General features: G+C 35.8%; 21 protein-coding genes. 13 read left to right on the top strand and 8 right to left on the bottom strand.

The genetic code is table 11. The features are described 5' to 3' along the window. The first annotated feature begins 325 nt into the window (after positions 1-325). The 5 genes from mutL (at position 326) to KORDIASMS9_RS12530 (ending at position 5,346) form a co-directional block, all read left to right on the top strand. Positions 326-2,188: a DNA mismatch repair endonuclease MutL gene (gene mutL, locus KORDIASMS9_RS12550; protein WP_114903167.1), complete on the top strand. Its 1,863-nt coding sequence runs from the start codon at positions 326-328 to the stop codon at positions 2,186-2,188. Between the two features lie 3 nt (positions 2,189-2,191). Beyond that, positions 2,192-2,983 carry a rhomboid family intramembrane serine protease gene (locus KORDIASMS9_RS12545; RefSeq protein WP_205317980.1) on the top strand — a complete coding sequence of 264 codons (792 nt, stop codon included), beginning with the start codon at positions 2,192-2,194 and terminating at the stop codon, positions 2,981-2,983. Further along, entirely contained in the window at positions 2,983-3,885 is a 903-nt protein-coding gene (locus KORDIASMS9_RS12540; protein WP_240321050.1) for a rhomboid family intramembrane serine protease, read from the top strand. The genes KORDIASMS9_RS12545 and KORDIASMS9_RS12540 overlap by 1 nt, the downstream gene beginning before the upstream one ends. 3 nt (positions 3,886-3,888) lie before the next feature. Then, entirely contained in the window at positions 3,889-4,926 is a 1,038-nt protein-coding gene (locus tag KORDIASMS9_RS12535) for an endonuclease/exonuclease/phosphatase family protein (RefSeq protein ID WP_114903166.1), read from the top strand. A gap of 210 nt (positions 4,927-5,136) precedes the next feature. Then, positions 5,137-5,346 (top strand): hypothetical protein, encoded by a 210-nt coding sequence (locus tag KORDIASMS9_RS12530; RefSeq protein WP_114903165.1) that lies wholly within the window; start codon positions 5,137-5,139, stop codon positions 5,344-5,346. 197 nt (positions 5,347-5,543) lie between these two features. On the opposite strand, the gene KORDIASMS9_RS12525 is transcribed toward KORDIASMS9_RS12530, so the two are convergent. The 8 genes from KORDIASMS9_RS12525 to KORDIASMS9_RS12490 all read right to left on the bottom strand — a co-directional run bounded on the left by KORDIASMS9_RS12525 (position 5,544) and on the right by KORDIASMS9_RS12490 (position 14,273). Continuing rightward, positions 5,544-5,864 carry a DUF6122 family protein gene (locus tag KORDIASMS9_RS12525; RefSeq protein WP_114903164.1) on the bottom strand — a complete coding sequence of 107 codons (321 nt, stop codon included), beginning with the start codon at positions 5,862-5,864 and terminating at the stop codon, positions 5,544-5,546. After that, positions 5,864-6,487 carry a WbqC family protein gene (locus KORDIASMS9_RS12520; protein WP_114903163.1) on the bottom strand — a complete coding sequence of 208 codons (624 nt, stop codon included), beginning with the start codon at positions 6,485-6,487 and terminating at the stop codon, positions 5,864-5,866. The genes KORDIASMS9_RS12525 and KORDIASMS9_RS12520 overlap by 1 nt, the downstream gene beginning before the upstream one ends. A gap of 83 nt (positions 6,488-6,570) precedes the next feature. Further along, a complete protein-coding gene (gene lepB, locus KORDIASMS9_RS12515; RefSeq protein WP_114903162.1) occupies positions 6,571-8,133 on the bottom strand; it encodes a signal peptidase I in 1,563 nt (520 codons plus the stop codon). A 90-nt stretch (positions 8,134-8,223) separates the two neighbouring features. Continuing rightward, complete coding sequence (gene dapB / locus KORDIASMS9_RS12510; protein ID WP_114903161.1) at positions 8,224-8,925, bottom strand: 4-hydroxy-tetrahydrodipicolinate reductase; 702 nt, start codon at positions 8,923-8,925, stop codon at positions 8,224-8,226. Between the two features lie 32 nt (positions 8,926-8,957). Further along, positions 8,958-9,590 carry a DUF5683 domain-containing protein gene (locus tag KORDIASMS9_RS12505; RefSeq protein WP_114903160.1) on the bottom strand — a complete coding sequence of 211 codons (633 nt, stop codon included), beginning with the start codon at positions 9,588-9,590 and terminating at the stop codon, positions 8,958-8,960. Beyond that, positions 9,580-10,485: a ParB/RepB/Spo0J family partition protein gene (locus KORDIASMS9_RS12500; protein WP_114903159.1), complete on the bottom strand. Its 906-nt coding sequence runs from the start codon at positions 10,483-10,485 to the stop codon at positions 9,580-9,582. The genes KORDIASMS9_RS12505 and KORDIASMS9_RS12500 overlap by 11 nt, the downstream gene beginning before the upstream one ends. Before the next feature lie 5 nt (positions 10,486-10,490). Then, on the bottom strand, positions 10,491-11,261 hold the full coding sequence (locus KORDIASMS9_RS12495) for a ParA family protein (RefSeq protein WP_114903158.1): 771 nt from the start codon (positions 11,259-11,261) through the stop codon (positions 10,491-10,493). A gap of 162 nt (positions 11,262-11,423) precedes the next feature. Further along, positions 11,424-14,273 carry a pitrilysin family protein gene (locus KORDIASMS9_RS12490; protein ID WP_205317979.1) on the bottom strand — a complete coding sequence of 950 codons (2,850 nt, stop codon included), beginning with the start codon at positions 14,271-14,273 and terminating at the stop codon, positions 11,424-11,426. A 263-nt stretch (positions 14,274-14,536) separates the two neighbouring features. Between KORDIASMS9_RS12490 and KORDIASMS9_RS12485 the strand changes: the two genes are divergently transcribed. From KORDIASMS9_RS12485 to KORDIASMS9_RS12450, 8 genes are all read left to right on the top strand, one after another. Then, on the top strand, positions 14,537-16,279 hold the full coding sequence (locus tag KORDIASMS9_RS12485) for an OstA-like protein (RefSeq protein ID WP_114903157.1): 1,743 nt from the start codon (positions 14,537-14,539) through the stop codon (positions 16,277-16,279). Positions 16,280-16,460: 181 nt separating this feature from the next. Further along, complete coding sequence (locus KORDIASMS9_RS12480; protein WP_114903156.1) at positions 16,461-17,300, top strand: hypothetical protein; 840 nt, start codon at positions 16,461-16,463, stop codon at positions 17,298-17,300. Between the two features lie 109 nt (positions 17,301-17,409). Then, on the top strand, positions 17,410-18,591 hold the full coding sequence (locus KORDIASMS9_RS12475) for an aspartate aminotransferase family protein (protein WP_114903155.1): 1,182 nt from the start codon (positions 17,410-17,412) through the stop codon (positions 18,589-18,591). A 199-nt stretch (positions 18,592-18,790) separates the two neighbouring features. Continuing rightward, entirely contained in the window at positions 18,791-20,191 is a 1,401-nt protein-coding gene (locus tag KORDIASMS9_RS12470; protein ID WP_114903154.1) for a tetratricopeptide repeat protein, read from the top strand. Between the two features lie 79 nt (positions 20,192-20,270). Beyond that, a complete protein-coding gene (locus tag KORDIASMS9_RS12465; protein WP_114903153.1) occupies positions 20,271-21,218 on the top strand; it encodes a DUF368 domain-containing protein in 948 nt (315 codons plus the stop codon). Positions 21,219-21,224: 6 nt separating this feature from the next. Further along, positions 21,225-22,241: a DUF368 domain-containing protein gene (locus KORDIASMS9_RS12460; RefSeq protein ID WP_114903152.1), complete on the top strand. Its 1,017-nt coding sequence runs from the start codon at positions 21,225-21,227 to the stop codon at positions 22,239-22,241. After that, complete coding sequence (locus tag KORDIASMS9_RS12455; protein ID WP_114903151.1) at positions 22,216-22,977, top strand: shikimate dehydrogenase; 762 nt, start codon at positions 22,216-22,218, stop codon at positions 22,975-22,977. The genes KORDIASMS9_RS12460 and KORDIASMS9_RS12455 overlap by 26 nt, the downstream gene beginning before the upstream one ends. A 120-nt stretch (positions 22,978-23,097) precedes the next feature. Further along, a complete protein-coding gene (locus KORDIASMS9_RS12450) occupies positions 23,098-25,164 on the top strand; it encodes a DUF349 domain-containing protein (protein WP_114903150.1) in 2,067 nt (688 codons plus the stop codon). Positions 25,165-25,741: the final 577 nt, after the last annotated feature.

Genomic DNA, 25,741 nt, shown 5'->3' with positions numbered 1-25,741 from the left:
TTAGGAATGGTTTTTGTTCAGTTTTTCGGTAACTTTGATATTAACTAAAAAAGCGATCATTATGCTGCGTAGTTTCTTTAAAACCCGAAAAAATAGGACGTTCAATTATACACCTCAGTATTACGAGAAAGATAAAGAACGTAAACTACCTGAAAATAATTTCGCTAAGTATAGAAAATCTTGGGAAGAAGCTGGAAAAGCAAGCAGAAACAGAAAAAATGTCGAAGTCTCCAAACGTTTGATTATCATATTTTTAATTCTCGTTTTTATTGCACTATATTTTCTTGACTTTGACCTATCAATATTTACTAGAGGAAAATAATACATGGCAGACATCATACGACTTTTACCCGACCATGTTGCAAACCAAATTGCAGCTGGAGAAGTTGTGCAGCGACCTGCATCCGTGGTAAAAGAGTTACTTGAAAATGCAATTGATGCAAAGGCGACGGAAATCAAGCTTATTGTTAAAGAAGCAGGAAAAACACTCATACACGTTATCGACAATGGTTTTGGAATGAGCGAAACCGACGCGCGACTTTCTTTTGAGCGCCATGCTACTTCCAAAATTCAAGCCGCAGAAGATTTATTTAATTTACATACCAAAGGATTTCGTGGTGAAGCCTTAGCTTCTATTGCCGCAATTGCGCATGTAGAACTGCAAACGAAGAAAGAAGACGCAGAATTAGGCACACGTATCAAAATTGAAGGTAGCAAACTTGTACGACAAGAAGTGATTTCGACACCCACGGGAACTTCCATAGCGGTTAAAAATCTGTTTTATAATATTCCAGCACGACGCAATTTTTTAAAGTCTGACACCGTAGAATTACGCCATATTATTGATGAATTTCAACGTGTCTCTTTGGCGCATGCCGATATTAAATTTATCTTGTATCATAATGGAAATGAATTGTTTAATCTTCCAAGTAGCAATTACCGTCAGCGTATTGTGAATATTTTGGGCGGAAAAACCAATGAAAAGTTAGTGCCGATTCAAGAAGATACAGACATTGTAAAAATTAGTGGATTTGTGGGAAAACCAGAATTTGCGAAGAAAAGCAGAAACGAACAATTTTTCTTTGTGAATAACCGATTCATTAAAAGTCCATATTTGCATCACGCCATTACTGCAGCGTTTGAAGGTTTACTGAAAGAAAAGATGCAGCCGAGTTATTTTATCTATCTCGAAGTCAATCCAGAAACAATTGATATTAACATTCATCCCACAAAAACAGAAATTAAATTTGACGATGAACATTCGCTATACGCGATGTTGCGCGCTACGGTAAAACACAGTTTGGGACAGTTTAATATTGCGCCTGTACTCGATTTTGATCGTGATGCCAATTTAGACACACCGTACGATTATAAAAACAAACAAGCCGCAATTCCAAATGTGCAAGTAGATCGGAGTTTCAATCCGTTTGCAGACGAAAAGAAAATGTCTGGAACTACGGCAATACAACCGCGCTATTCGAATTTCAAAAAAGAATCGACCGAAGGTTGGGAAAGTTTGTATGTCGGTTTGGAATCAAAATCAAATTCAGGACAGTTTTCCACCGAAAATATCGAATTTGAATCGGAAGCAGTCACAAGTTCGTTGTTTGCCAATGACGAACCACGAGAAACTTTAACCTATCAATTGCATCGAAAATATGTGGTAAGTTCCATCAAATCAGGAATTGTCATTATTGATCAACACAGAGCGCATCAACGTATTTTGTACGAGCAATTGTTACGAAATATTACAGTCAGCGAAGCAGTAAGTCAGCAATTGCTATTTCCTGTAAAGTTTACCTTTTCTACGAGTGAAATTGCGCTGTTAAGAGAAGTCAAAGAAAGTTTGGAAAACATTGGATTCATGTTTAGTGACATTACGGAAGATACGATTGAACTTTCGGGAATTCCATCAAACATTTCGGAAAGTGAGTTGCAAATCATCATTGAACAAATGCTGAACGATTTTCAAGGAGAAATTCCCGATACAGGATTCAGTCAAACAGATGTTTTAGTCAAATCATTGGCAAAAAGCATGGCTATTCGATCTGGAAAAAAACTAGAAACCGAAGAGCAAGAAGCATTGGTCAATAACTTATTCGCTTGCAAAGAACCAAGCGTTTCGCCTTTTCAAAGAACCATATTCATCACCTTGAGCGTCGATGATTTAGATAAAAAATTTATATAAATTATGATGCGCATTACAGATACCGTCAAACATTTAATCATTATCAATGTCATTCTTTGGTTTGCTACATTGATATTACAGGAAAGAGGCGTTGATCTATACAGTTTGTTAGCTTTGTACTTTCCTGAAAATCCTAATTTTAAATTTTGGCAACCTGTCTCAAGCATGTTTATGCATTCCATGGGAAGTGTAACACACCTTTTATTCAATATGATTGGATTGTGGATGTTTGGTTCTGCCTTAGAAATGCGTTGGGGAAAAATGAAATTCATCAGTTTTTACATGATTACGGGCGTTGGTGCTGGTTTGGTGTATACGTTGGTAAATTATTTTGAAGTATATACTGCGCAAAGTATATTGTTAGATAGTGGGCTTTCTATTGCAGAAATAAATGAACTGTTTCAATCATCTTATGAAAATTTCTACAATCAACTCAATAGTGGCGTTATTAATGGTAACCGTATTATAGATCCGCAATCTGTATATAACAACGGAATCTCTTTTTACACACCAGCTGTTGGCGCCTCAGGAGCTTTGTATGGTATTATGGTTGCTTTTGGAATGATGTATCCTAATACACCTTTGATGCTGATTTTCCTTCCAATTCCAATCAAAGCAAAATATTTTATTCCAGGCTTATTACTGCTAGATTTTATCGGAGGGATTACAGGTGGAATCAGCATATTTGGTGCGGGACAAATTGCGCACTTTGCTCATTTAGGTGGCGCACTTTTTGGCTTTTTATTAATGTTGTATTTTAAGAAAACTCAGTTTAACAAAAATCGTTGGAACTAATGGATACGAAAACACGTTTATTAATGATGTATCGTGGCTTTAAAGCCCCAGAAAAAGTGATTGCTCTCAATATTGCGATTTTTTTGGTGATGGTTGTATTCAACGCTATTTACTTTTTATTTAATGAATATCCTTCCACTATATTTGGAGATTTTTTTGCAATTCCTGCAGACTTAGGAGAGTTTATTGTAAAACCGTGGACTTTTGTTACCTATGGTTTTATACATGCAGGATTTTTCCATTTACTTTTCAACTGTATCGGATTGTATTTTGTAGGTAGAATTTTTATGTATTATTTCACCGAAAAACAATTTATCACCGTATATGCGTATGGAATTTTTGCGGGTTCAGCCGTGTTTTTAGCTGCATATAATATTTTTCCTGCGTTAGCAAATCAACCGTTTGCCAATTATTTAGTAGGTGCTTCTGGAGGTGTCGTTGCTATTACTATTGCAGGTGCTACATACGCGCCAAATTTAATTGTAAATCTATTCGGCATACTTCCTGTGAAGTACTGGATTATTGGACTTTTGCTCACCATATCCTACATCGCATCTATTCAAGGTGGCTCAAATATTGGCGGAAATTTTGCACATTTAGGTGGTGCCTTTATTGGATATTTTTATATCAAGCAGCTTCAAAAAGGCAAAGATATTGGCATTGGTTTTGAACGTTTCTGGGAGCGTTTGGTGGCGTATTTTACACCCAAAAAGAAATCTCCTTTAAAAACCGTATACAAAAACAAGCAAAATAAACGTTCTACTACCAACAAATCTGCACAAACGGCATCTGAGAAACAGCGAAAGATTGATGCCATTTTGGATAAAATTAGTAAATCTGGCTACGATAGTTTGACCAAAGCTGAGAAAGATTTTTTATTTAAAGCAGGAAAAGAAAATTAATGCATGAGCGAAAAGAAGAAGAAAAGAATACGGATTGTAAGTAGAGTTGTCTTCTTCGTCAATAGTGTGTTTGCCGCACTGTTATTGCTCTCCTATATTTTGCCATACGCCGTTCCGAAAAGTTTTCCTATTCTTTCCGTATTAAGCTTATTAGTCCCTGTGTTTATTGTCATCAATTTTATTTTTATGGTGTTTTGGATTTTGAGTGTCCGAAAACACTTTTTATTGTCGTTGATTGTACTGATTTTGGGATATTCGCATGTGACTTCCATGTATAAGTTTTCTAGCAAATCTACAGAACCTTCTCAAAATTCCTTGTCAGTAATGAGTTATAACGTGCGTTTGTTCAATATTTATGATTGGATTGAAGAAGCAAATATTGACAAGAAAATTATTGATTTGGTTCAAAATACGTCTCCTGATATTGTGGCGTTTCAAGAGTTTCACAAAAATCAAAAAGATGCGTTTGATTTTTATCCGTATCAGCATGTAGTTCATAAAGGAACAAAGAAAACAGTGGGACAAGCCATTTTTTCTAAATTTCCCATCATTCATAAAGGTTCTATTGAATTTCCAAACACTTCTAACAACGCGATTTATATAGACATTGTACAAAATAACGATACCATTCGTGTGTACAATTTACATTTACAATCGTTACATATCAATCCACAAAAAGAAGAATTTTCGCAGAAGAATTCAGAACGTTTGTTGAAACGGATGGCGACTGCGTTTAAAATGCAACAATCGCAAGCAGAATTGTTTGAGATCAATCGTAAAAAATGTACGTATAAAAAGATTATTTTGGGCGATTTTAACAATACACAATTCTCCAATGTGTATAAAAAAATTAAAGGCAATATGAAAGATGCCTTTGTAGAAGCTGGAAAAGGTTTTGGTTCCACCTTAGACTTTTCATATTTCCCAATGCGAATCGACTTTATTTTAGCAGATCAATCTTTTATTGTCAATTCCTTTAAAACCTTCTCGGAACATTACTCGGATCATTATGCGATTCAGAGTATAATATCGCTAGATTAATCGTTTGTAACCTATTATTTTCAAGCGTAAATACTCGTATTTTATTGAATATTCGTTAAGACAAATTTAACATTCAACACGCTGATAACCTCCAATTTATAAACTGCAAGTGTTACACGCCTTCAATTTATGAATTGCAGCTTGCACTTATTGTTTTGCTTTTTTTACTGCCCTACTTTCGAGTCAACATTAACATTAAAACTCATTAGTATGAAGAAAAAAAATCTGAATTTGTTACGACTCAAAAAAGAGCGTATTTCCAATTTTACAGCTGCAGTTGTAGGTGGAAAAAGTGTAGGCTGTGATTATTCACGAGGTTGTTTGAACGATACAAGAAATTGTGACACTAAAGCATTACAAGATTGCACGGTTACGTATGCAGCTTGTATAACTGAAGCTAGATTCTGTGGAATGTTTTAGAAACATGTAGGATATACGAACGGTTTATGATATAACCGATGTTATAAACAAAGCAATACCAATTCGAGTACAGGAAAAGGATAAGAATATTTTTTCTTAGAAACTTGCAACTGTGCTCGAATTTACTATTGTAACGTGCGTTTGAAGTTACTGTTGCTTTATGTTTTTAGGATAATACCAATTCTACTATTCAGCATTCAAAATTTCATCGACATCATCCAACAATCTGCGCTATCTGCTAGAATATGAAATAACAAACCTATTCCGAGGATTCGTGTTTTTTGAAAGAGCAGCATTCCTGCGTAGACAGCCATTGCATAATAACTGTGCAACGGATGAAAGTTGATGCTGCAACGATTCGGATCAAAAATTGGCGTGGCTAGTAAGTGATCAAAATCAATCAGCATAGCGGCTAAAAATATAAGGTAGACTGTTTTCCACTTTTTCGGATAGAAATACAAAGCAATCAAAAGCGGAAAGATAAAATGCAATCCGTAATGCACACAAAACCGCAACATTACAGGATAGTTTGTTGTTCCAAATACGTAAGCGCATTGGTGCCTTCGTTGAAAAGTAAATCTAAGATGCTTACATTGGAAAGAAAACCAAATTTAGAATCAAAGACTTGTGTGTATGTATCAAAACCGTAATCAGGTTCCTTTTTGACATTTACTAACTTTCGAAAATCTTGCAAATCTGCTGTTACAATGGATTGATATTCCTTTGTCTGCGAAGTTTCAATATCCAATTGCAAACAATCGTTGATCATTTGAATTGTATCAAAATTTAAATCCATCAAATATGTGTATCGTTTTTCAAACAACGGTTGCAATTCATCTTCGTAATATTCAAAATACGGTGACGTTCTGTACGCACTTTCTAGTGATCTCCAATGCAAACGTTGCCAAGCAGTTTCGTTGGCAATTTGAATGTCTTTATATTTTTGGTTTTTATCTTTTTTGGAATGACGTACGGGCACATTCAACATTAACTTTCCATTCGCACCATAAATATAGGTACGATTGCGATAGGTTTGCTTCTGGAAATTATCTTCCATTTCATACACCAATGTTTCTGCCTTGGCAAATACTACGTAATGCGCAATGCTTGGAAAATATGTAGGATGGACTAGGCTACTCAATATCTTTGAAGTTTATTAATTTATTAGTTGAATAGTTTACAACTTAAAACATTGCTACATTAACACATTAATAAATTGGTACATTATTTAGCACCTTCTTTCTTACGTTTTCTGTAATAGTTAAATCCAAACCAACCTGCTAGTAAGACTAAAAAGTATGGAAAGTAAGAAATTGGACTTCCTTCGCCGCTAACGGTTGTAAACAAACGATTCCAACGAATTTTATTCAATCCTGTTGCTTTGTAATCCCAACTCATCCAAACGAATACAGGTTTTCCTAACACGTGATCAAACGGTACAAAACCCCAACTTCTGGCATCTTGCGAATTTCCTCGGTTGTCTCCCATCATCCAGTAATAATCTTGCTTAAAAGTATAGGATGTAATGACTTCGCCGTCAATCATAATTTGATTGTCATTTACGGTCAAATTGTTGCCTTCATATTCAGAAATCGCTCTTTTGTACAATGGAAGATTGTCCATTGTTAGTTCAACTGTTTTTCCTGCAAACGGAATTTCAATAGGTCCATAATAATATTCATTCCAATCAAACTTATCGCTGTTTGGGAATACATCTGTGCGTTTTCCCTTTAGAATTTCAGCTTTTTCAATGGAAGCTACATTAGGATGATTTTTAAATTTAGCAGCTGCTTCATCGGTAATTGCTTTGAAAATATATTGATTTGGATTTCCTGACAATCCAAAATCATCCGTAATATCATAACGGTCATGCAAATATTGTTTGTTAAAACTACCTCCTTTGGTATTTACTATATAGGTAAACTGCAACTTGGCACGATCTGGCAATTCGTTTTTCTTACCATCAATATATACATATCCGTTACGTACTTCGAGCTTGTCTCCTGGCAATCCAACACAACGTTTTACATAGTTTGATCGCTTGTCTAAAGGTTTGTCCATTTTGGCTCCTGCCATATTATTAATGTCTACATATTCATCAATTGGCCAATTGAACACCACAATATCATTGCGCTCAATGGTTTCAAACCCTGGAAATCTCCAATACGGCAATTGTGGTTCTTTTACATACGATTTTAAACCTGTAAACGGAATGGCGTCATGCACCATTGGTAAAGCAATTGGCGTCATTGGTGTTCTAGCTCCATAATGTATTTTACTCACAAATAAGAAATCGCCCACTAACAAGGTTTTTTCCAAAGATGAAGTCGGAATCACAAACGGTTGCATTACATACGTATGTACCAATGTTGCCGCCACCACTGCAAATAAGATGGAAGCAACCCACTCGCCTGCTGTGGAACGCGGTTTTAGGCTGCGTTCGTGTACATATTCCACATCTAACATATAATTTACGTAGAAAATGTAGAATCCGAGCGTAAGTACGACTAAGATGGTTTCTGATCGTTCTGTACGCCCAAAACTACGAATGGTTTCTACCCAAAGTACTGGAAATACAATTAAATTTACGACTGGAATAAAGAGTAATAGTACCCAATACCATTCTTTTGGTCGGTTGATAATGCGCATTAAAATAAAGGCATTGTATACAGGAACTAAGGCTTCCCAAGCTTTTCTGCCTGCTTTTACATACAGTTTCCAAGTTCCTAAAAAGTGTATGATTTGTACAGCTAGAATGAATAGTAAAAGTGCTTGCGTAAACGTCATTTTATTGTTTATTTAAGTGGCTGTAATACAGCTAATTTTGTTGGTTATTTTACAAATATATAAGGCTCAAAGGAATATATTTCGTATTTATTATATGTTTAACACGTCTTTCATGCTAAATACGCCTTTTTTTCCTTGAATCCATTCGGCGGCTACTACAGCACCTAACGCAAAACCTTGTCGGTTGTGTGCTTCGTGTTTGATGGAAATACTGTCAATAGCAGATGCATAGGTAATTTTGTGTGTGCCTGGCACTTCGGGAATGCGTTTGGCTACGATTGGAATTTCATCTTCATTTTCTGCTTTACCTAATTTCCAATCATTATAATTGGTATGTTGTAGGATTCCTTCTGCCAGTGTAATGGCGGTTCCACTTGGTGCATCAAGTTTTTTGGTGTGATGAATTTCTTCTACGCTCACGCTGTAATCTTCCAATTGCGACATCATTTTCGCCAAATAGGCATTCATCTCAAAGAAAATATTGACACCCAAACTGAAGTTAGACGCGTAAATAAAAGCACTGTTTTCTGTTTCACACAGTTTCACAACTTCCTCGTATTTTTCAAGCCAACCTGTGGTTCCTGAAATGACAGGAATTTGCTGTTTGATACAATGTGTGATATTGTCAAAAGCTGCTGTTGGAATGCTGAAATCAATCGCTACGTCTACATTTTTGAAGTCATAATTTTGAATGTTTCCCTGAATTTTATGAACGATGGTGTGTTCTCGCGAAAGCGCTAGTTTTTCAATCTCCTTCCCCATTCTACCATATCCTAACAAAGCAATATTCATACGTCTTTTATTTTTGGAATGTGATATTGAGGTTAAAATTTAAAGTTGAGCGTCAACCCAAGATTTCGGTTAAAGTCTATTTGATTTTGATCAATATGCGGACGCAACGACAAATCGTCACTTACGTTGAATTGTAGCAAATGCGCATCAACGTTGGCATCTACAATATTTAACACATACGCAACAACCGTGAGCAATAAGGATAAATCGCGATTTCGTTGGTAGAATTCTTGTGCGTCAATGAGTGCATCGTTGCTGTCAACAATGTTTTGAAATTCGTCATCTGTAAAACCTGCCAAACGTCTTTTGTACGCACGTCGGTAGCGATTGTAATTTTTGTTATTGGTAACGTAGAAATAAATTCCTGTTCCCATCGCTGCATATACAATTGGGATTTTCCAGTATTTTTTGTTGTACGCTTGTCCCAAACCTGGTAAAATTGCAGAGTAAAAAGCTGCTTTGGAAGGCGATAACGGATCCAGCACCTTTTTTTCTTCCACTATCGTAGCGTTTTCTACTTTTAAAACAGATTCCTCTTTTTTAGCTGCTTCCGTCGCTTTTTCTTCTTTAGGTGCTTGTGTTTCTTCTTCCTTTTTTTCTTGTGCCCATGAGAGTTGACACGTAAAAAATACGAGACAGAGTACTATGATGATTTTATTTCCCACCTTTTAGTAATTTTTTGATTCGAGTAAAATCGGCTTCAGAATTGAACGGAATGGTTATTTTTCCTTTGCCGTTTTTCCCTACTTTCACGTCTACATTTTGTCCAAAATATTCAGAGAAATCACGAATTCCTTTGCGCACAAATTTTGGAACATCTTCTTTTTCAGCAGCCTTTGAATCAATATTTTTATCTTGTTTATAGTTTTTAACCAATGCTTCCGTATCGCGAACGGATAAGGATTTGGAAACAATCATTTCATAAATATCCAGTTGATCGTTGGTGTTTTCAATATTTACCAACGCACGTCCGTGTCCCATACTTAAAAAACCATCGCGCATGCCTGTTTGAATGATTGGATCTAATTTTAATAAACGTAAATAATTGGCAATCGTAGAACGTTTTTTTCCTACGCGCTGACTCATTTGTTCTTGCGTTAAGCTGATTTCGTCAATCAATCGTTGATAGGATAAAGCAATTTCGATCGGATCTAAATCGGCACGTTGAATATTTTCCACCAACGCCATTTCCAACGATTCTTGATCGTTTGCAATACGCACATAGGCAGGAATGGTTTCCAATCCGATGAGTTTGGACGCTCTAAAACGACGTTCACCTGAAACTAGTTGATAGCTTTCAAAACCGAGTTTACGAACTGTAATAGGTTGAATAACGCCTAATTCTTTGATGGAAGATGCTAATTCGCGAAGTGATTCTTCATTGAAGTTGGTACGCGGTTGAAACGGATTCACTTCAATCGTATCCACAGACAATTCGACAATATTCCCTACAACTTGATCTGCATTTTTGTCTGAAACTGATGAGATATCATTTTCTGGATCTTTCAATAATGCTGACAATCCTCTTCCTAATGCTTGTTTTTTTGTTGCCTTCGCCATAAATCTTATTTACCACTGTTTTTTTTGATCACTTCGTGTGCTAAACTCAAGTAATTGCTGGCACCTTTGCTACTTGCATCGTAATTGATAATGCTTTCTCCGTAACTTGGTGCTTCACTCAATCGTACATTTCGTTGAATGATGGTTGAAAATACCATATCATTGAAATGTTTTTGCACTTCTTCCACTACTTGATTCGACAATCGCAAGCGTGAATCGTACATAGTGAGTAACAATCCTTCAATATCTAACGCAGGATTGTGTATTTTTTGAACACTTTTTATGGTGTTTAATAGTTTTCCTAATCCTTCCAATGCGAAATATTCACATTGTATCGGAATCATAACTGCATCGGCAGCTGTCAACGCATTTAAAGTTAATAATCCCAGAGATGGCGCACAGTCAATTAAAATATAATCATACTGATCTTTGATTGGTGCAATTGCTTTTCGCAACATGTATTCGCGTCTGTCTTTATCGACCAATTCAATTTCAATCGCTACCAAATCAATATGTGCAGGAATGATGCTCAAATTTGGAGAGCTTGTTTCTATCACTACATCTGCTGCGTTTGCGGTATGTTCTAACACTTGATACGTACCTTTTTCAACGCTTTCCACATCAATACCCAACCCTGAAGTTGCGTTTGCCTGTGGATCAGCATCTATCAGCAATACTTTCTTTTCAAGTACACCTAAAGATGCGGCTAAATTAACGGAAGTCGTGGTTTTTCCAACGCCTCCTTTTTGATTTGCAATCGCAATTATTTTGCCCATGGTTAGTTTGAGGATTTTAAGCGATAAAAATACAATTATTATTGAGTTAATGAAATGAAAATTATTAACAAAGGTGATAATGTTTCGTTAAACTTCAATTAAATTCAGGCATAAAAAAACCGCCTAGAAAAATCTAAGCGGTTTCTTTGTAATGGTATTTGTTTATTTTTCAGGATTATGTATTCCTACAATATAATCTCCTGCCAAATATTTCTTGGCAATATCTTGCACATCTTTTACCGTAATTCCATTGACAGATTCTTCAAATTTCAAGATTCTGTTTGGATTTCTTTTTGTGTAATCTGTCGAATTTAAATAACGTAGCCAGAATCTATTCTTTTTAACATCTTCTTTGTTTTCCAACAACGCTGCTTCTTTTACTTTGTTTAAATCTTTTTCTGTGGGACCATTGTCAATGATCGCTTGCAATTCTCCCAAAGCAGCCGTTTTCAATTTGTCTACATTTTCTGGACCACACGGGAATGAAATTCGCATGTTGTACCAACCATACGGATGAGAACGTATGCTACCTCGAGCGCTTGCGCCGTAGACACCACCTTCTTCTTCACGCAGTTTTTCAATGAGTTTTATGCTTAAAATTTCACCTAAAAACTGCATGGCTCTCGCATCTTTGCTATTGTATTGGGCTTCTCCATTAAAGATGATTTGCACCGAACTTTTCGGATCTGTTCCTTTTTCAATAATTTTTGTGTGACTTCCTGTTAAAGGTCTAAACGAAGAATATTTTGGTTGTTCGTTGGAGTTTTTCCCTGGCAAACTCGCCAAATACTTTTCTGCATATTCTTGTAATTTTTGCTCGTCAACATTCCCCACAAAATAAAAATTAAAGTCGCCCGCATCTGCAAAACGTTCTTGGTATTTTTCATACGCCAAATCGTAATCGCTCGCGTCCATCATTTCAGGCGTTGGAAATCCTTGATATCTTGGATTTTTATCATTCATGAATTTCCCCATTTCAAACTGAAAATAGAATTGCGGACTTTTCATCATATTTGTTAAGAACCCTTTTTGCTTTTTAATGAAAGAATTATATGCTTTTTGATCTTTGTTCAATTTTGTGAAGTATAAATGTGTCATTTGGAACAATTCTTCTAAATCTTTTGGTGTAGCACTTCCGTTAAATCCTTCTCGGTAAGAACCTATATAAGGTGAAACACGCGCTATTTTTCCAGACATCATTTTTCGCAGATCTACTTTCGAAAAACCATTTACGCCAGCTTCTGCCAATCCGCCATTTGCAAAACCAATCGTCTTGTAATCTTCATCATTGTATAAAGAAGTTCCTCCTAAACTGTAGGCAGAAAACAAAATTTCGTCGTTTTTAAAATCGGTCTTTTTATAGATTACTCTTGCGCCATTACTCAAGTTCATTGTCGTAACGCCAATCGATGGATTTGTACTTTTATTAATTACTTTTCCTGGATCTGGTAAATTAGAAATTAAACTATTTCCAACCGCTTTGTCTTCATACGGTTGTACATCTTTGGTTTTCACCTTTTTCAACACTTCCAACACTTGCGCTTCTGTAATTTTTGGCGCGTCTTCTTTTTCAGGACCAGTTAATACAATTACAGTATTGGTATCTCGTATGAATTGATTGATCAGCGTGTTAATTTCTTCCAATTTAATCATTGGCAATTGCTCATTGAAAAATTTATAAGTCCATTCCATACCCGGAATTGGCGATCCTTCTAAAAAATTCCTCACATATCCTCCTACAATACGCGAAGATTCCATTTTATTTCTGTCTTTATAGGCTCTTTCCAATCTTGCTAAAACAGTTTTTTTAGCTCTTTCAAATTCACCTTGACCAAAACCGTATTTACGAACGCGTTCGTTTTCTTCTAATAAAGCTTCTAACGCAGTCAATTGTCCATCGGGTGCAGACATTGCGGTAGATTGATACGCTTCTTTAGTGCGCGCCCACGTTCCTCCGTGATAACTTGAACCAAATACAAATGGTGGATTTTCAGATTCTGTCAATTCACTCAAACGATTGTTGATCATTTGCGAAAATAAATTTTCAATGATTTGTTTTCTATAATCAGCTTCCGTTTTAATTTTTTCTGGAACGCCTAAGTCTTTAAATAACACTTGCACTCTTGCAAAAGAAGCTTCTTTGTCCGTTTCAATAGCGATTAGCGTTTCCTCATGATTTTTTACATCATGCGTCATGCGTGGTTTTGGATTCACCGCCGCAGGAATTTTACCAAAGTGCGATTTTATTTTTTCTTCCAATACCTTTACATCTACATCACCTACAGCGATTACTGCCATTAAATCTGGTCGATACCAATCTTTATAAAAACGACGTAAACTCTCATATTTGAACGTTTCTAACACTTCCTTTTTACCAATTGGCAAACGTTTTGCATATTTAGATCCGTACATGATTTTTGGTAAATACTTTTGCAACATACGTTCGTCCGCGCCTTTTCCTAAGCGGTATTCTTCTAAAACTACGCCTCTTTCATTGTCAATTTCTTCATCCGTTAGCAACGCATTATGCGCCCAATCTTCTATAATTTGAAAGCCTTTTTCTAGCTTTTCTGGATCGTCACTTGGAATTGGTAAAATATACACGGTTTCATCAAAACTGGTGTATGCGTTTAAGTGCGCGCCAAATTTGACTCCGATACTTTGCAGGTAATCTACTAATTCATTTTTCTTAAAATTTTTAGTTCCATTGAAATTCATGTGTTCCATGAAATGCGCCAATCCTAATTGGTCTTCATCTTCTAAAATAGAACCTGCATTCACAACCAAACGCAGTTCGACTTTATTTTCAGGTTTTCCATTATTTTGAATATAATAGGTAAGCCCGTTAGACAACTTCCCCATCTTCACATTCGGATTGGTCGGAATGGTGTTGACTATTTCGTTTATTTCCAAGGTGTTTGAAGCACTTTGCTGCGATTGTGCTGCCACACTTTGCAAACCACTTATACTCAATAGGAACACAGTCCCTAACAAGTAAATAATTTTTTTCATAATTAACGTTTTGATTATATAATTCACCTAAATATATAGGATATTACCACAGCTACACATAAAGCATATTGAATTTTAACATTAATTTGTGAGGATTTTACTCGATTTTAAGGGAAATCCTTGCGATTCTTAAATCTCAAGTGTTTGACGTTAAAAATTCATAATTTTGGACGTTTGCTCATAAAAAAGTTTATTTTTGAGCGAATTTTTAACAGTTGTATGTATCTTGAATTGATCGGTATTTGCAACTTTGTAATGACTTTATGAAGAAATTATTCGTCTTACTTTTTTTAGCACAAATCGCGTTTTCGCAAAACCAGCAAATTCCTGGTAAAAAAACCGTTATCAAAATTGTATATGGTGGAAACTTGAACGTGAACGAAGAAAAATTTCCAGGTGCTAAAATATTTTCCAAAACTGATAAAGGACAGGTGCGTTTTGAGCATGAAGGTATGGATATGTGGTGCGATAGAGCTGTGTTGTTTCAGGATCGAAATTGGGTAAAAGCCTATGGAAATGTCTTTATTCAACAAGGCGATTCCTTAGAAATGTCGAGCGAATACATCGAATACGATGGCGATGAAAAATTAGCGGTTTCCAAACGAAATGTGCGTTTGCAAAATCCGGATATGACCTTGCAAACCGATACCTTATATTTTGACAGAAACGCACAAGAAGCCTATTTCAACACCAAAGGAATTGTAAAAGATAGCGCATCTACGCTGACAAGTATTGAAGGGCGTTATTTTATGCAGCGAAACAAATATCAGTTCTTAAAAGATGTACAAATTGACAATCCTGAATATACGGTAAATTCTGCACAACTCGATTATTACACAGACTCCAAACACGCGTATATGTATGGTCCGTCTACGATCAAAGGAAAAGAATACACGATATTTTGCAAACGCGGGTTTTACAATACGGTTTCTGAAAGAGGCTATTTTGTCAAAGAATCGCGGATTGATTATGACAACCGCATCATCAATGGAGACAGTTTGTATTTTGAAAAAAACACCAATTTCGCTTCCGCGACGAACAATATAAAAATTACGGACACCATCAATAAAATGATTTTAAAAGGTCATTATGGCGAAGTGTACAAAGCAAAAGATTCTGCTTTTATTACCAAACGCGCCGTGGCGATTACCTTGGTAGAAACTGATTCTATGTACATTCACGGAGATCGTTTGGTAGTTACGGGACCCGCAGAAGATCGCATCATTAGAGCTTATAAAAATGTAAAGTTTTTCAAAACTGATATGAGCGGAAAGTGCGATTCTTTGTTTGCAGACAACAAATCGGGAATTACCAAAATGTTGCGTCGTCCAATTATGTGGAATGGTGACAGCCAAATGACTGGCGATACTATTTTCCTCATTTCAAATGTAAAAACTGAAAAGCTAGATTCGTTAAAAGTCATCAACAACGCATTTATTGTACAAAAAGATACGATTGGCGAAAACAATTACAATCAAGTAAAAGGTCAAAATTTATACGGAAAGTTCCGAGACAACAAATTGTATGAAGTTGATGTCATCAAAAACACCGAAGTTGTATATTTTATGTACAATGACAGTGGCGAATTTATCGGAATTAACAAAACCATTTGCAGCGCGATCAATTTGACACTCAACAACAATCAAATAGAAGATATTACTTTTTTCACACGTCCCGATGGCGTGATTTATCCTGACAAAGATTTACCCAAAAATGCACGTAAACTCCGCGGTTTTATTTGGCGTGGCGACGAACGTATGTTTTCCAAAGATGATATTTTTGATGAAGACGACAACAATCTTGTGTTGCCAGTGATTCGCGGACTAAACAATCCGATGGATCCGTTGCAAGAAGAAGAACAAGATTCACAAGACAAGGCATCAAAAACCATACTTAAAGCACTTCCACCAGACAAAGAGGAAAAGAAAAAAGCAATGGAAAAGAAGAAAAAAGTGGTGGCGCAACCGAAAGCTACGGGAAAGAAAGCTGTTATGAAAGAACAATGAGTTAGATTTTTGGATAAAATCAAATTTTAAAAAAAGGGTAACGTATTGTCCAATTTATGCTTAAACAGTAAAACACTTTTCAATGAAAGCATTCAAAAATATGGTAATTAGTCGTTAATTTTTATAAAAACACAAGCGTTTTTCTTACTTTCATCCAAATTATCGCAACTGCACCAATACCATGAAAATAGTTCAAAAAATAATTCCGATTCTCGTACTTTCTACTCTTTTTGCATGTTCTCGCGCTGAACGAAAAGGACTTGCTGAAAACGAAAGAGCGTATGTGACAGATGCTGTAAATGATTCTTGTGTCAATGAGTTTAAATATGTGGCCAACGATCTTATTCTAGAACTTAAAAATATTTCTTTAGATAGGATAGAATTAAAAGCCAAAGAGCAATTGGATAGCGTTTATGGAAGCATAGGTGTATCTAACTATTTTGAACCTCGATTAAAAAAAGACTTAATAAAGAACTACTTTTCTTTAGAAAATAAAATTAAAGATAGTCTTGTCGTGATTGGATCTAATAACTTATGGAATATTGAAAATCCCATGGCTTTTTTTGATTCAAATTCAGTTCATCCAAGAAAGCTAGACTGGAAAAAAACGATCTTGTGCAACTCATTTGAAGCAACTACTGTAAATCATATATTTGGTAAATGGTCTATTGAGCAAAAAATAGTTCCCTGTATTAAATCCAACTGGAAAGAAACAGGTCAGTTTAAAAAGTTTACAAGATCAAAAGATGTAATAGATATATCTCCTAGCTATCAATATCAATTAGAAATAGACTTCAACATTCATCTTTCTATCACTAATAGCGAAACTTCAAAAAAAGAACATTACGTAACAAGTGTAACAGACGTTTGCAAAGGCTACTCTTCCGCAAATTTTGTTGTTTGGTATAAATTAAACGGAATAAAACCGCCATCAGCAACAAACAATGAGCATAAAAAAATAGAAGTTATGAGAACTTTAAAAAAGTCTGAAAAAATTCAGTTCATAAATCCTTTTTTTTAACCACCTTCTATCCGTAACTGCAAACACAGAAACTCAAAACAAAACCTATCAATTTACAGTAATTAACTTTGTATCTTTGTCAACAGGATTTTGAAGGAGATTATTATTGATGAAAGAAGATTTTTTCACATACCAAGCACAAACGACACCACATCCGCTAGCGATGGAAATATCGCATGCAGACGGAAGTTATATTTATGATACGAATCAAAAAGCATATTTAGACTTCGTAGCAGGCGTTTCAGCGTGTAGTTTGGGACATAAACATCCACGCGTTATCAAGGCGATCAAAGATCAGCTAGATCAATACTTACACGTAATGGTATATGGAGAATATGTACAAAAATCTGCGGTGGAATTGACAAAATTATTGGCTTCTCATTTACCAAATCCATTAGAAAAAACATACCTAACAAACTCTGGCACAGAAGCCATTGAAGGCGCGATGAAGTTGGCAAAACGTTTCACAGGACGTTCCGAACTGATTGCCGCCAAACACGCCTATCACGGAAATACACAAGGCGCCATGAGCGTGATGGGATTTGAAGAACGCAAAAGTGCATTCCGACCTTTATTGCCCGATGTACATTTTATAGAATTCAACAACGAAGCCGATTTAGAAAAAATTACTACGAAAACTGCGGGCATTATTTTAGAAACGATTCAAGGTGGCGCAGGATTTATCACACCAAAAAACAACTATCTGGCGAAAGTTAAAAAACGTTGTGAGGAAGTTGGTGCCTTATTAATTTTAGATGAAATTCAACCTGGATTTGGACGTACAGGAAGGTTGTTCGGATTCCAAAATTACAATGTCGTACCAGATATTGTGGTGATGGGAAAAGGAATGGGCGGCGGAATGCCCGTTGGCGCGTTTACCGCTTCCGCAGAAATGATGGATTCATTGTACGATCAGCCGAAACTAGGACATATTACCACATTTGGAGGTCATCCAGTAATTGCGGCTGCCTGTTTGGCAACTTTACAAGAAATCACGGAAAGTGATTTGATGGAACAAACGCTTACAAAAGAAAAACTATTTAGAGAATTATTACAACACAAATACATAGAAGAAATTCGCGGAAAAGGACTCATGTTATCGCTTATTATGAAGAATGGTGACATCGCAAATCAAGTAGTTTTAGCATCTTTAGAAGAAGGATTGATCCTATTTTGGCTACTTTTTGAGCCAAAAGCCGTCCGAATTACGCCGCCATTAACGATTTCTGAAGCAGAAATTAGGAAAGGTTGTGACATCATTATGAAAGTTTTACGAAAAATAACAGACTAAAACCGCATGTGCAAGCGTTATTGCTATCCATACAATCTGCCAATACCAAAGCAACAAACTAACAACCAAATCAATACCAAACGAGAAACAAAAAGTAGTTGTTGATTACTTTGTTGAAAACAATTGGACACACGTCCTCAAATCAATAAGAACATCAACTACATTTAAAGTAACAGAAAACTAAAAGTACAAACTGCCTATGCTATTTAGCGCTAATGAAGATCAAAATTTTGCACTTTCGAGGTTCGAATCGATGTTGAAAACAAACAATGTCTTCTTTTTTGACGCTGCTGAATTCGAAGAAATCACACACCATTATTTAGATGCTGGAAAGGTTGCTCTTGCTAAGAAAGCGATCAAATTTGGACTAGAACAACATCCAAGTTCCGTCAATTTAAAACTGATGGAAATTGAACTGATGGTATTTGAAAACAAACTCGACGAAGCTGAAAAGTTATTAGACGCGTTGTATACGTTAGAACCTTCTAATGCAGAAATTTACATTCAAAAAGCAAATGTCTATTCCAAAAGAGACGAACATTACAAAGCAATCGAACTCCTAAAAATGGCGTTAGAATATAGTGATGATGTTGCCGATGTTCACTCATTGATCGGAATGGAATACCTATTTATTGACGATTTTAAAGAAGCAAAACGCTACTTTATGAAGTGTATTGAGTCAGATATTGACGATTATTCTTCGCTATACAATACCATTTATTGTTTTGAATTTTTAGAAGATATTGATGGTGCCATCAGTTATTTGAACGAGTATATTGACAAAAATCCATACTCGGAAGTTGCTTGGCATCAATTAGGAAAACAATACTACACGAAAAAAATGTATCCAGAAGCATTGGCAGCGTTTGACTTTGCCATCATTGCAGACGATCATTTTATTGGTGCCTATTTAGAAAAAGGAAAAGTTTTAGAAAAATTAGGCAACTACAACGAGGCAATTCACAATTATGAAGTGACATTAAAACTAGACGATCCAACGTCGTTTGCGTATTTGCGCATGGGAAAATGCCATGAAAAATTAGGCAACAACGAGTTGGCTGTAAAATGTTATTACAAAACAGTGCATGAAGATCCGTTGTTAGATAAAGGCTGGACTGCGATTACAGATTATTACATCGGGCGAGAAAATTATCAAAAAGCACTCTATTATATCAACAAAGCCATCAATATTGACACAGAAAATGTAGCGTATTGGAAACGAAGTGCCGAAATTCATCGTGCCTTGCAGTTGTATGAAGAAGCCGATATTGCCTACCAAAAAACAGTAGAACTTGGCAATTACGAACTTTCTACATGGATTGCTTGGGCAGATATTTTAAAACTTTTAGGCGAATACAGCAACAGTACGCACGTGTTATTGCAAGCACTGGAATTTTACCCAGACAACTCAAAAATCGAATACCGTTTGGCAGGTGTATATTTTATTTTGGGCGAACAAAACAAAGGCACATTTCACCTAAAAAATGCCTTGCGCAACAACTTTAAAGAACACTTACTATTTCAAAAATTATTTCCAAGTGTCGTGATGCGTTTGTCTGTAAAAAATATTATTTCAGAATTTAAAAATCCGTACACATAATTCCATACTTTTGCGTGTAGCGTTCATTTTTAAAAAAGATGAACTCAGTACCAATCAAAAACGTATAATCTAGCTACACATGAATAGAAATCTATTCGATTACTTGATCATTACTTTCAAAGGATTAGCCATGGGCGCGGCAGATGTAGTGCCCGGCGTTTCAGGAGGAACCATCGCTTTTATTTCAGGAATTTACGAAGAACTCATTACGTCTATTAATAATATCAATGTTGGTTTGTTTAAAACGCTTCGCAAAGAAGGAATCAAAGCGGCGTGGACACAACTGAACGGAAATTTCTTAGTAGCCTTACTTCTCGGAATCGCAATTAGTATTCTATCCTTAGCCAAACTCATCAAATCCTTACTGAATAGCGAACCCATCTTATTATGGTCGTTTTTCTTCGGATTGGTCGTAGCCAGTATTTTATTTATCGGAAAAGAAATCAAACAGTGGGACTGGAAAACAATTCTTGGTTTTGCTTTAGCAGCAGCACTCGCCTATTACATTACAACCTTACCGCGCGGCACCGAAAGTGTGGACGCCAATTGGTTTCTATTCATCGCTGGAGCTTTGGCAATTTGCGCCATGATTCTCCCAGGAATTTCAGGTGCGTTTATCCTAGTTTTGTTGGGCGCATACGAACCTGTTTTAACTGCAATTAACAACAGAGATTTAAAACTGATTGCTATTTTTGGCGCAGGCGCGATCATTGGTTTATTGCTATTTTCAAAACTATTAAAATGGTTATTCAGTAATTATAAAAACATCACATTTGCCATTTTAACAGGCTTTATTTTAGGTTCTTTGAACAAAATTTGGCCGTGGAAAGTGATTGATGGTACACGAATCGACTCGCATGGAGCAGAAGTAAATGTATATGGAAAAAGCATCTTGCCAACCACTTTTGAAGACATCGGTCAAGGAGAATCCAAACTTTTATTTGCTATCGGATTGATGATTGTTGGATTTTTAACGATCTTCATCATGGAAAAACTCGCCACTACAAAAGAACCAAAACACATCTAAAACTTCATGGAAAGCACACGAACGCTCAAAGATAAAATCTTACTAATTGTCAAAGGATTGGCAATGGGCGCAGCGAACAAAGTTCCAGGTGTTTCAGGAGGTGTCGTAGCATTTGTGGCAGGCTTTTATGAAGAATTTATTTTTTCGCTACAGCGGATTAATGGCAAAGCGTTCAAATTTCTATTTAATGGACGTTTTAAAAGTTTTGCACGCTACATCAACGGGCGTTTTTTAGGATTGCTTATTTTGGGAATGTTGATCAGTTATTTTAGCGTTTCCAAAATATTAGATTATTTCATTCAGCATTACAAACTCTATGTGTGGGCGGCGTTTTTTGGGATGATTCTCGGTTCTATTTACTACATCGGAAAAGATTTTAAACATTGGAATCGTAGAACTATTATTGGTATACTTGTAGGTGCTTTGATCGGTGTTGCTATCAGTTTAATGAATCCTGCCACGGAGAATGATCATTTAGGTTTTGTATTTATTTGTGGAATTATCAGTGTTTCTGGAATGACCTTACCAGGACTTTCTGGTTCGTTCATTCTAATTTTATTGGGCAATTATGTGCTGTTGCTTGTCGATTCGGTAAACGCATTGTATGATACCATTGCAGAAATACTTCAAGGAAGTTTTGACTTTATCAAGAATCCTGAACGCATTCGCGATCTCAAAGTATTGGGTGTTTTTACGGTGGGTTCTGCCGTAGGATTGGTTACATTATCGCATCTATTAAATTATGTTTTAAAACACTTCAAACACTTAACAACCGCCGTCATTATTGGCTTTATTTCTGGCTCGTTAGGTGTTGTTTGGCCGTGGAAAGAAGAAGTGTATAAAACGGACGAACTCGGTGCTACCTTGTTAGATTCTAACGGAAGAGAAATCATTGAAAACTACAAACGTTTTATGCCTGATGTTGGGTCAAGCGAAACGTGGATTGCTTTATTTTTTGTTGTATTTGGGATAACCATTGTTTTAGCTTTAGATTGGTATGGAAAACGAACTAAAAAGATATAAATCACTCTTCGGATTGTTAGGAAGACACATTGCCTACTCGTTTTCGAGAGGTTATTTTTCAAGAAAATTCAAAAACCTACAACTCAACGATCATTTTTATACCAATTTTGACATTCCTACGATAGAAGATTTTCCGAAAATTTTTCAAGAAAACCGCAATATTAAAGGGATGAATGTTACAATTCCGTACAAAGAAGCTGTAATTCCTCACTTAGACAAATTACACAAAAAAGCCAAAAAAATAGGAGCTGTAAACACGATCAAAGTCATGGAAGATGGTTCTTTAAAAGGCTACAATACGGATTGTTACGGATTTAAAAAATCGCTCAAGCCACATTTAAAACAGCAGCATAAAAAAGCGTTGATTCTCGGTACCGGTGGCGCATCTAAAGCGATTGCATTCGTTTTTGAAGAATTGGATATTGACTACAAATACGTTTCGCGAAAGCCAAAAAACAAACAGTCGATTTCGTATCAAGATTTGAGTGAAAACATCATGAAATCGCATCCAATTATTGTGAATTGTACACCGTTGGGCACTTTTCCAAAAATCGAAGATTGTCCAGACATTCCTTACAAATATGTTTCCAAAGATTTTTTGTTCTTCGATTTAATTTACAATCCGTCAGAAACTACCTTTTTAAAACTTGGGCGTTTGCAAGGCGCACAAATTGTGAATGGATCCAAAATGTTAGAGTTTCAAGCAGAAAAGGCTTGGAAAATATGGAATTCTTAAAAAAAATTACACTTTTTACTGCAATTATAGCAGTTTCGCATCTGTAAAACTTTGTCGTTTTGTTTCTTGTTAGTATCTTCGGTACTTAAAGCGTGAAAAAGAACCCAAACATTTACAATGATGTTAGAAGAAAAAGATGATAACCTGCACGAAGATGCAGAAGGAAATTTAGAAGCACAAGCAACCAACGAAGCAGAGAATGAAGTTGAAAATGAACTCGAAATTGAAACTAATGAACGTGAAGTTGAACTCGAGGCTGAAATTGAAGTTGAAACCGAAAATACTGTAGAAGCTACGACGGAAACTGAGACTACAACTGAAGTCGAAAGTGATACTGCAACTGATGGTGAAGCCAAAACTGAGACTGAGACTGAACTAGAAGATACTGAGCAAACCATTGAAGAACATCAAGAAGCTGTTGAGGAAGTGCAAGACAATGCAGCCGAAGAAGCTGAAGATGAAAGTGCGAATGTGCGTCATGAAATTCCAATGTTGGATTACCATTCTATGACGAAAGATGCTTTGGTAGACGAATTGGAAAAATTGGTTCGCAATGAAAAAGTGCAAGCGATTAAAGAGCATGTAGAAAGCATCAAATCGGAGTTCAACCAAAAGTTTACGGAAGTCTTAGAGCAGCGAAAAGAAGAGTTTTTAGCTGAAGGTGGAAATATCATCGATTTTCATTTTTCCCTACCGATCAAGGGAAGATTCAATGTTGCGTATAACGAATATCGAAGCAAACGCAACGAATACTACAAGAATTTAGAGAAAGATTTACATGCAAATTTAGAAAGACGTTTGGCGTTGATTGAAGAGTTGAAAGGCTTGCTAAATGTGGAAGAAAATATCAATACGACGTACAAACACTTTAAGCAAATTCAAGAAGATTGGCGCAACGCTGGCCCAATTCCGAAAGCGCAATACAATAATGTTTGGAAAACATATCATCACCATATTGAGCGTTTTTACGACTTTTTACACTTAAATAGAGATCTGCGCGATTTAGATTTTAAGCGTAATTACGAAGAAAAAGAAAAGATTGTGGCGCGCGCAGAAGAATTGGCAGCGGAAGAAAATGTAATGCATGCGTTCCGCGAATTGCAAAATTTACACCGACTCTGGAAAGAAGAAGTCGGTCCGGTAGCCAAAGAGTTACGCGAAGAAATTTGGAATCGTTTTAGTGCGGCTACAAAAGTGATTCACGATCGTCGTCAAGAATATTTTAAAAATATTGATCAGATTTATGAGCAAAATTTAGTCGTAAAAGAAGAAATTATTGCGAAGATCAAGGAAATTTCTGGAGGAAATTATAACGTACACAATCAGTGGCAAAATAAAATTAAAGAAATTGAAAAGCTGCGTGAAGCGTTTTTTAATGCAGGGAAAGTTCCGCTGAAAGTGAATGAAGAAACCTGGGCTAAATTCAAGCAAGCGGTTCGTGAGTTTAATGCCAATAAGAATGCATTTTACAAATCGTTGAAGAAAGAACAACAAGACAATTTAGCCAAAAAAATGGCATTGATCGAATTGGCAGAATCGTTAAAAGATAGCGACGATTGGTCAGATGTGACACCAAAAATGAAGAAAGTACAAGCCGATTGGAAAAAGATTGGACATGTACCTAAAAAGATCTCTGATAAAATTTGGAAACAGTTTAAAACCGCTTGTAATCACTATTTTGATCGCTTGCATGCACAGAAAAATGCTGCCAATGCCGAAGAAGTGGAAGCATTAGAAAAGAAAGAAGCATTTTTGGCGGATATACAAGCTTTGGAATTATCAGGCGACACAAAAGTAGATATTGCTGTTATACAATCTAAAATTGCTGCTTGGAAAACGATTGGTAGAGTTCCCTACAACAAAAAGAATATTGACAATAAGTTCAATAAAGTGGTGGACGGTTTGTTTAATAAGATGAATATTGACAAGCAAGAATCGGAATTGATCAAGTATAGCAATCGTTTGGAAAATTTAGATCAAGCGAAAATCAATTCGGAAATTATATTTATTCGCAGAAAAATTGATGAAATTTCAGGTGAAATTCGTCAGTTAGAAAACAACTTGCAATTCTTTTCCAACTCGTCTTCCAACAGTCCGATGTTGAAAAAAGTACATCATGATATTGACAAACACAAGAGAAATTTAGATACTTGGAAAGCGAAATTGCAGCAGTTGCGATCGCTTTAATTTTAGTATTGAGTATTGAGATGTTTTGTATTTCGCATTTCGACAAGCTCAATGCTCGTAGATATAAAAATGTAAGACCGTTTCGTTTGAAACGGTTTTTTGCGTATTCGCCTTTTTTATTATTTCTTCCGTCATGCTGAAATTGATTCAGCATCGCATAAAAAGCTAAAAACAATTGCAAAAAAAAGTACTTCTCGATACAATTTTATGTCTATTTCGACTGCGCTCAATATGACATAAAATCACTCGAAATGACGTTATATTATTTGAAGTAATTTAGTGTCTTAGAACGAAGTAATTTAAAATTCAACATTTATAATTTAGCATTTGAAATTTAGAGTTTCAGAATACTTCTCGATACAATTTTATATCTATTTCGACTGCGCTCAATATGACATAAAACCACTCGAAGTGACGTTATATTATTTGAAGTAATTTAGTGTCTTAGAACGAAGTAATTAAAATTCAACATTTGAAATTTAGAGTTTCAGAATACTTCTCGATACAATTTTATATCTATCTCAATTGCGCTCGATATGACAGAAAACCACTCGAAATGACGTTATATTATTTGAAG

Origin of the sequence: Kordia sp. SMS9 (assembly GCF_003352465.1) — a bacterium.
In the GTDB taxonomy this organism is placed as follows: domain Bacteria; phylum Bacteroidota; class Bacteroidia; order Flavobacteriales; family Flavobacteriaceae; genus Kordia.
This window is presented reverse-complemented; position numbering and strand designations above follow the sequence as displayed.

Coding starts and splice junctions, on each gene's coding strand:
- mutL (WP_114903167.1), top strand. CDS start 326: ATGGCAGACATCATACGACTTTTACCCGACCATGTTGCAAACCAAATT.
- KORDIASMS9_RS12545 (WP_205317980.1), top strand. CDS start 2,192: ATGATGCGCATTACAGATACCGTCAAACATTTAATCATTATCAATGTC.
- KORDIASMS9_RS12540 (WP_240321050.1), top strand. CDS start 2,983: ATGGATACGAAAACACGTTTATTAATGATGTATCGTGGCTTTAAAGCC.
- KORDIASMS9_RS12535 (WP_114903166.1), top strand. CDS start 3,889: ATGAGCGAAAAGAAGAAGAAAAGAATACGGATTGTAAGTAGAGTTGTC.
- KORDIASMS9_RS12530 (WP_114903165.1), top strand. CDS start 5,137: ATGAAGAAAAAAAATCTGAATTTGTTACGACTCAAAAAAGAGCGTATT.
- KORDIASMS9_RS12525 (WP_114903164.1), bottom strand. CDS start 5,864: ATGTTGCGGTTTTGTGTGCATTACGGATTGCATTTTATCTTTCCGCTT.
- lepB (WP_114903162.1), bottom strand. CDS start 8,133: ATGACGTTTACGCAAGCACTTTTACTATTCATTCTAGCTGTACAAATC.
- dapB (WP_114903161.1), bottom strand. CDS start 8,925: ATGAATATTGCTTTGTTAGGATATGGTAGAATGGGGAAGGAGATTGAA.
- KORDIASMS9_RS12500 (WP_114903159.1), bottom strand. CDS start 10,485: ATGGCGAAGGCAACAAAAAAACAAGCATTAGGAAGAGGATTGTCAGCA.
- KORDIASMS9_RS12495 (WP_114903158.1), bottom strand. CDS start 11,261: ATGGGCAAAATAATTGCGATTGCAAATCAAAAAGGAGGCGTTGGAAAA.
- KORDIASMS9_RS12490 (WP_205317979.1), bottom strand. CDS start 14,273: ATGAAAAAAATTATTTACTTGTTAGGGACTGTGTTCCTATTGAGTATA.
- KORDIASMS9_RS12485 (WP_114903157.1), top strand. CDS start 14,537: ATGAAGAAATTATTCGTCTTACTTTTTTTAGCACAAATCGCGTTTTCG.
- KORDIASMS9_RS12480 (WP_114903156.1), top strand. CDS start 16,461: ATGAAAATAGTTCAAAAAATAATTCCGATTCTCGTACTTTCTACTCTT.
- KORDIASMS9_RS12475 (WP_114903155.1), top strand. CDS start 17,410: ATGAAAGAAGATTTTTTCACATACCAAGCACAAACGACACCACATCCG.
- KORDIASMS9_RS12470 (WP_114903154.1), top strand. CDS start 18,791: ATGCTATTTAGCGCTAATGAAGATCAAAATTTTGCACTTTCGAGGTTC.
- KORDIASMS9_RS12465 (WP_114903153.1), top strand. CDS start 20,271: ATGAATAGAAATCTATTCGATTACTTGATCATTACTTTCAAAGGATTA.
- KORDIASMS9_RS12460 (WP_114903152.1), top strand. CDS start 21,225: ATGGAAAGCACACGAACGCTCAAAGATAAAATCTTACTAATTGTCAAA.
- KORDIASMS9_RS12455 (WP_114903151.1), top strand. CDS start 22,216: ATGGAAAACGAACTAAAAAGATATAAATCACTCTTCGGATTGTTAGGA.
- KORDIASMS9_RS12450 (WP_114903150.1), top strand. CDS start 23,098: ATGTTAGAAGAAAAAGATGATAACCTGCACGAAGATGCAGAAGGAAAT.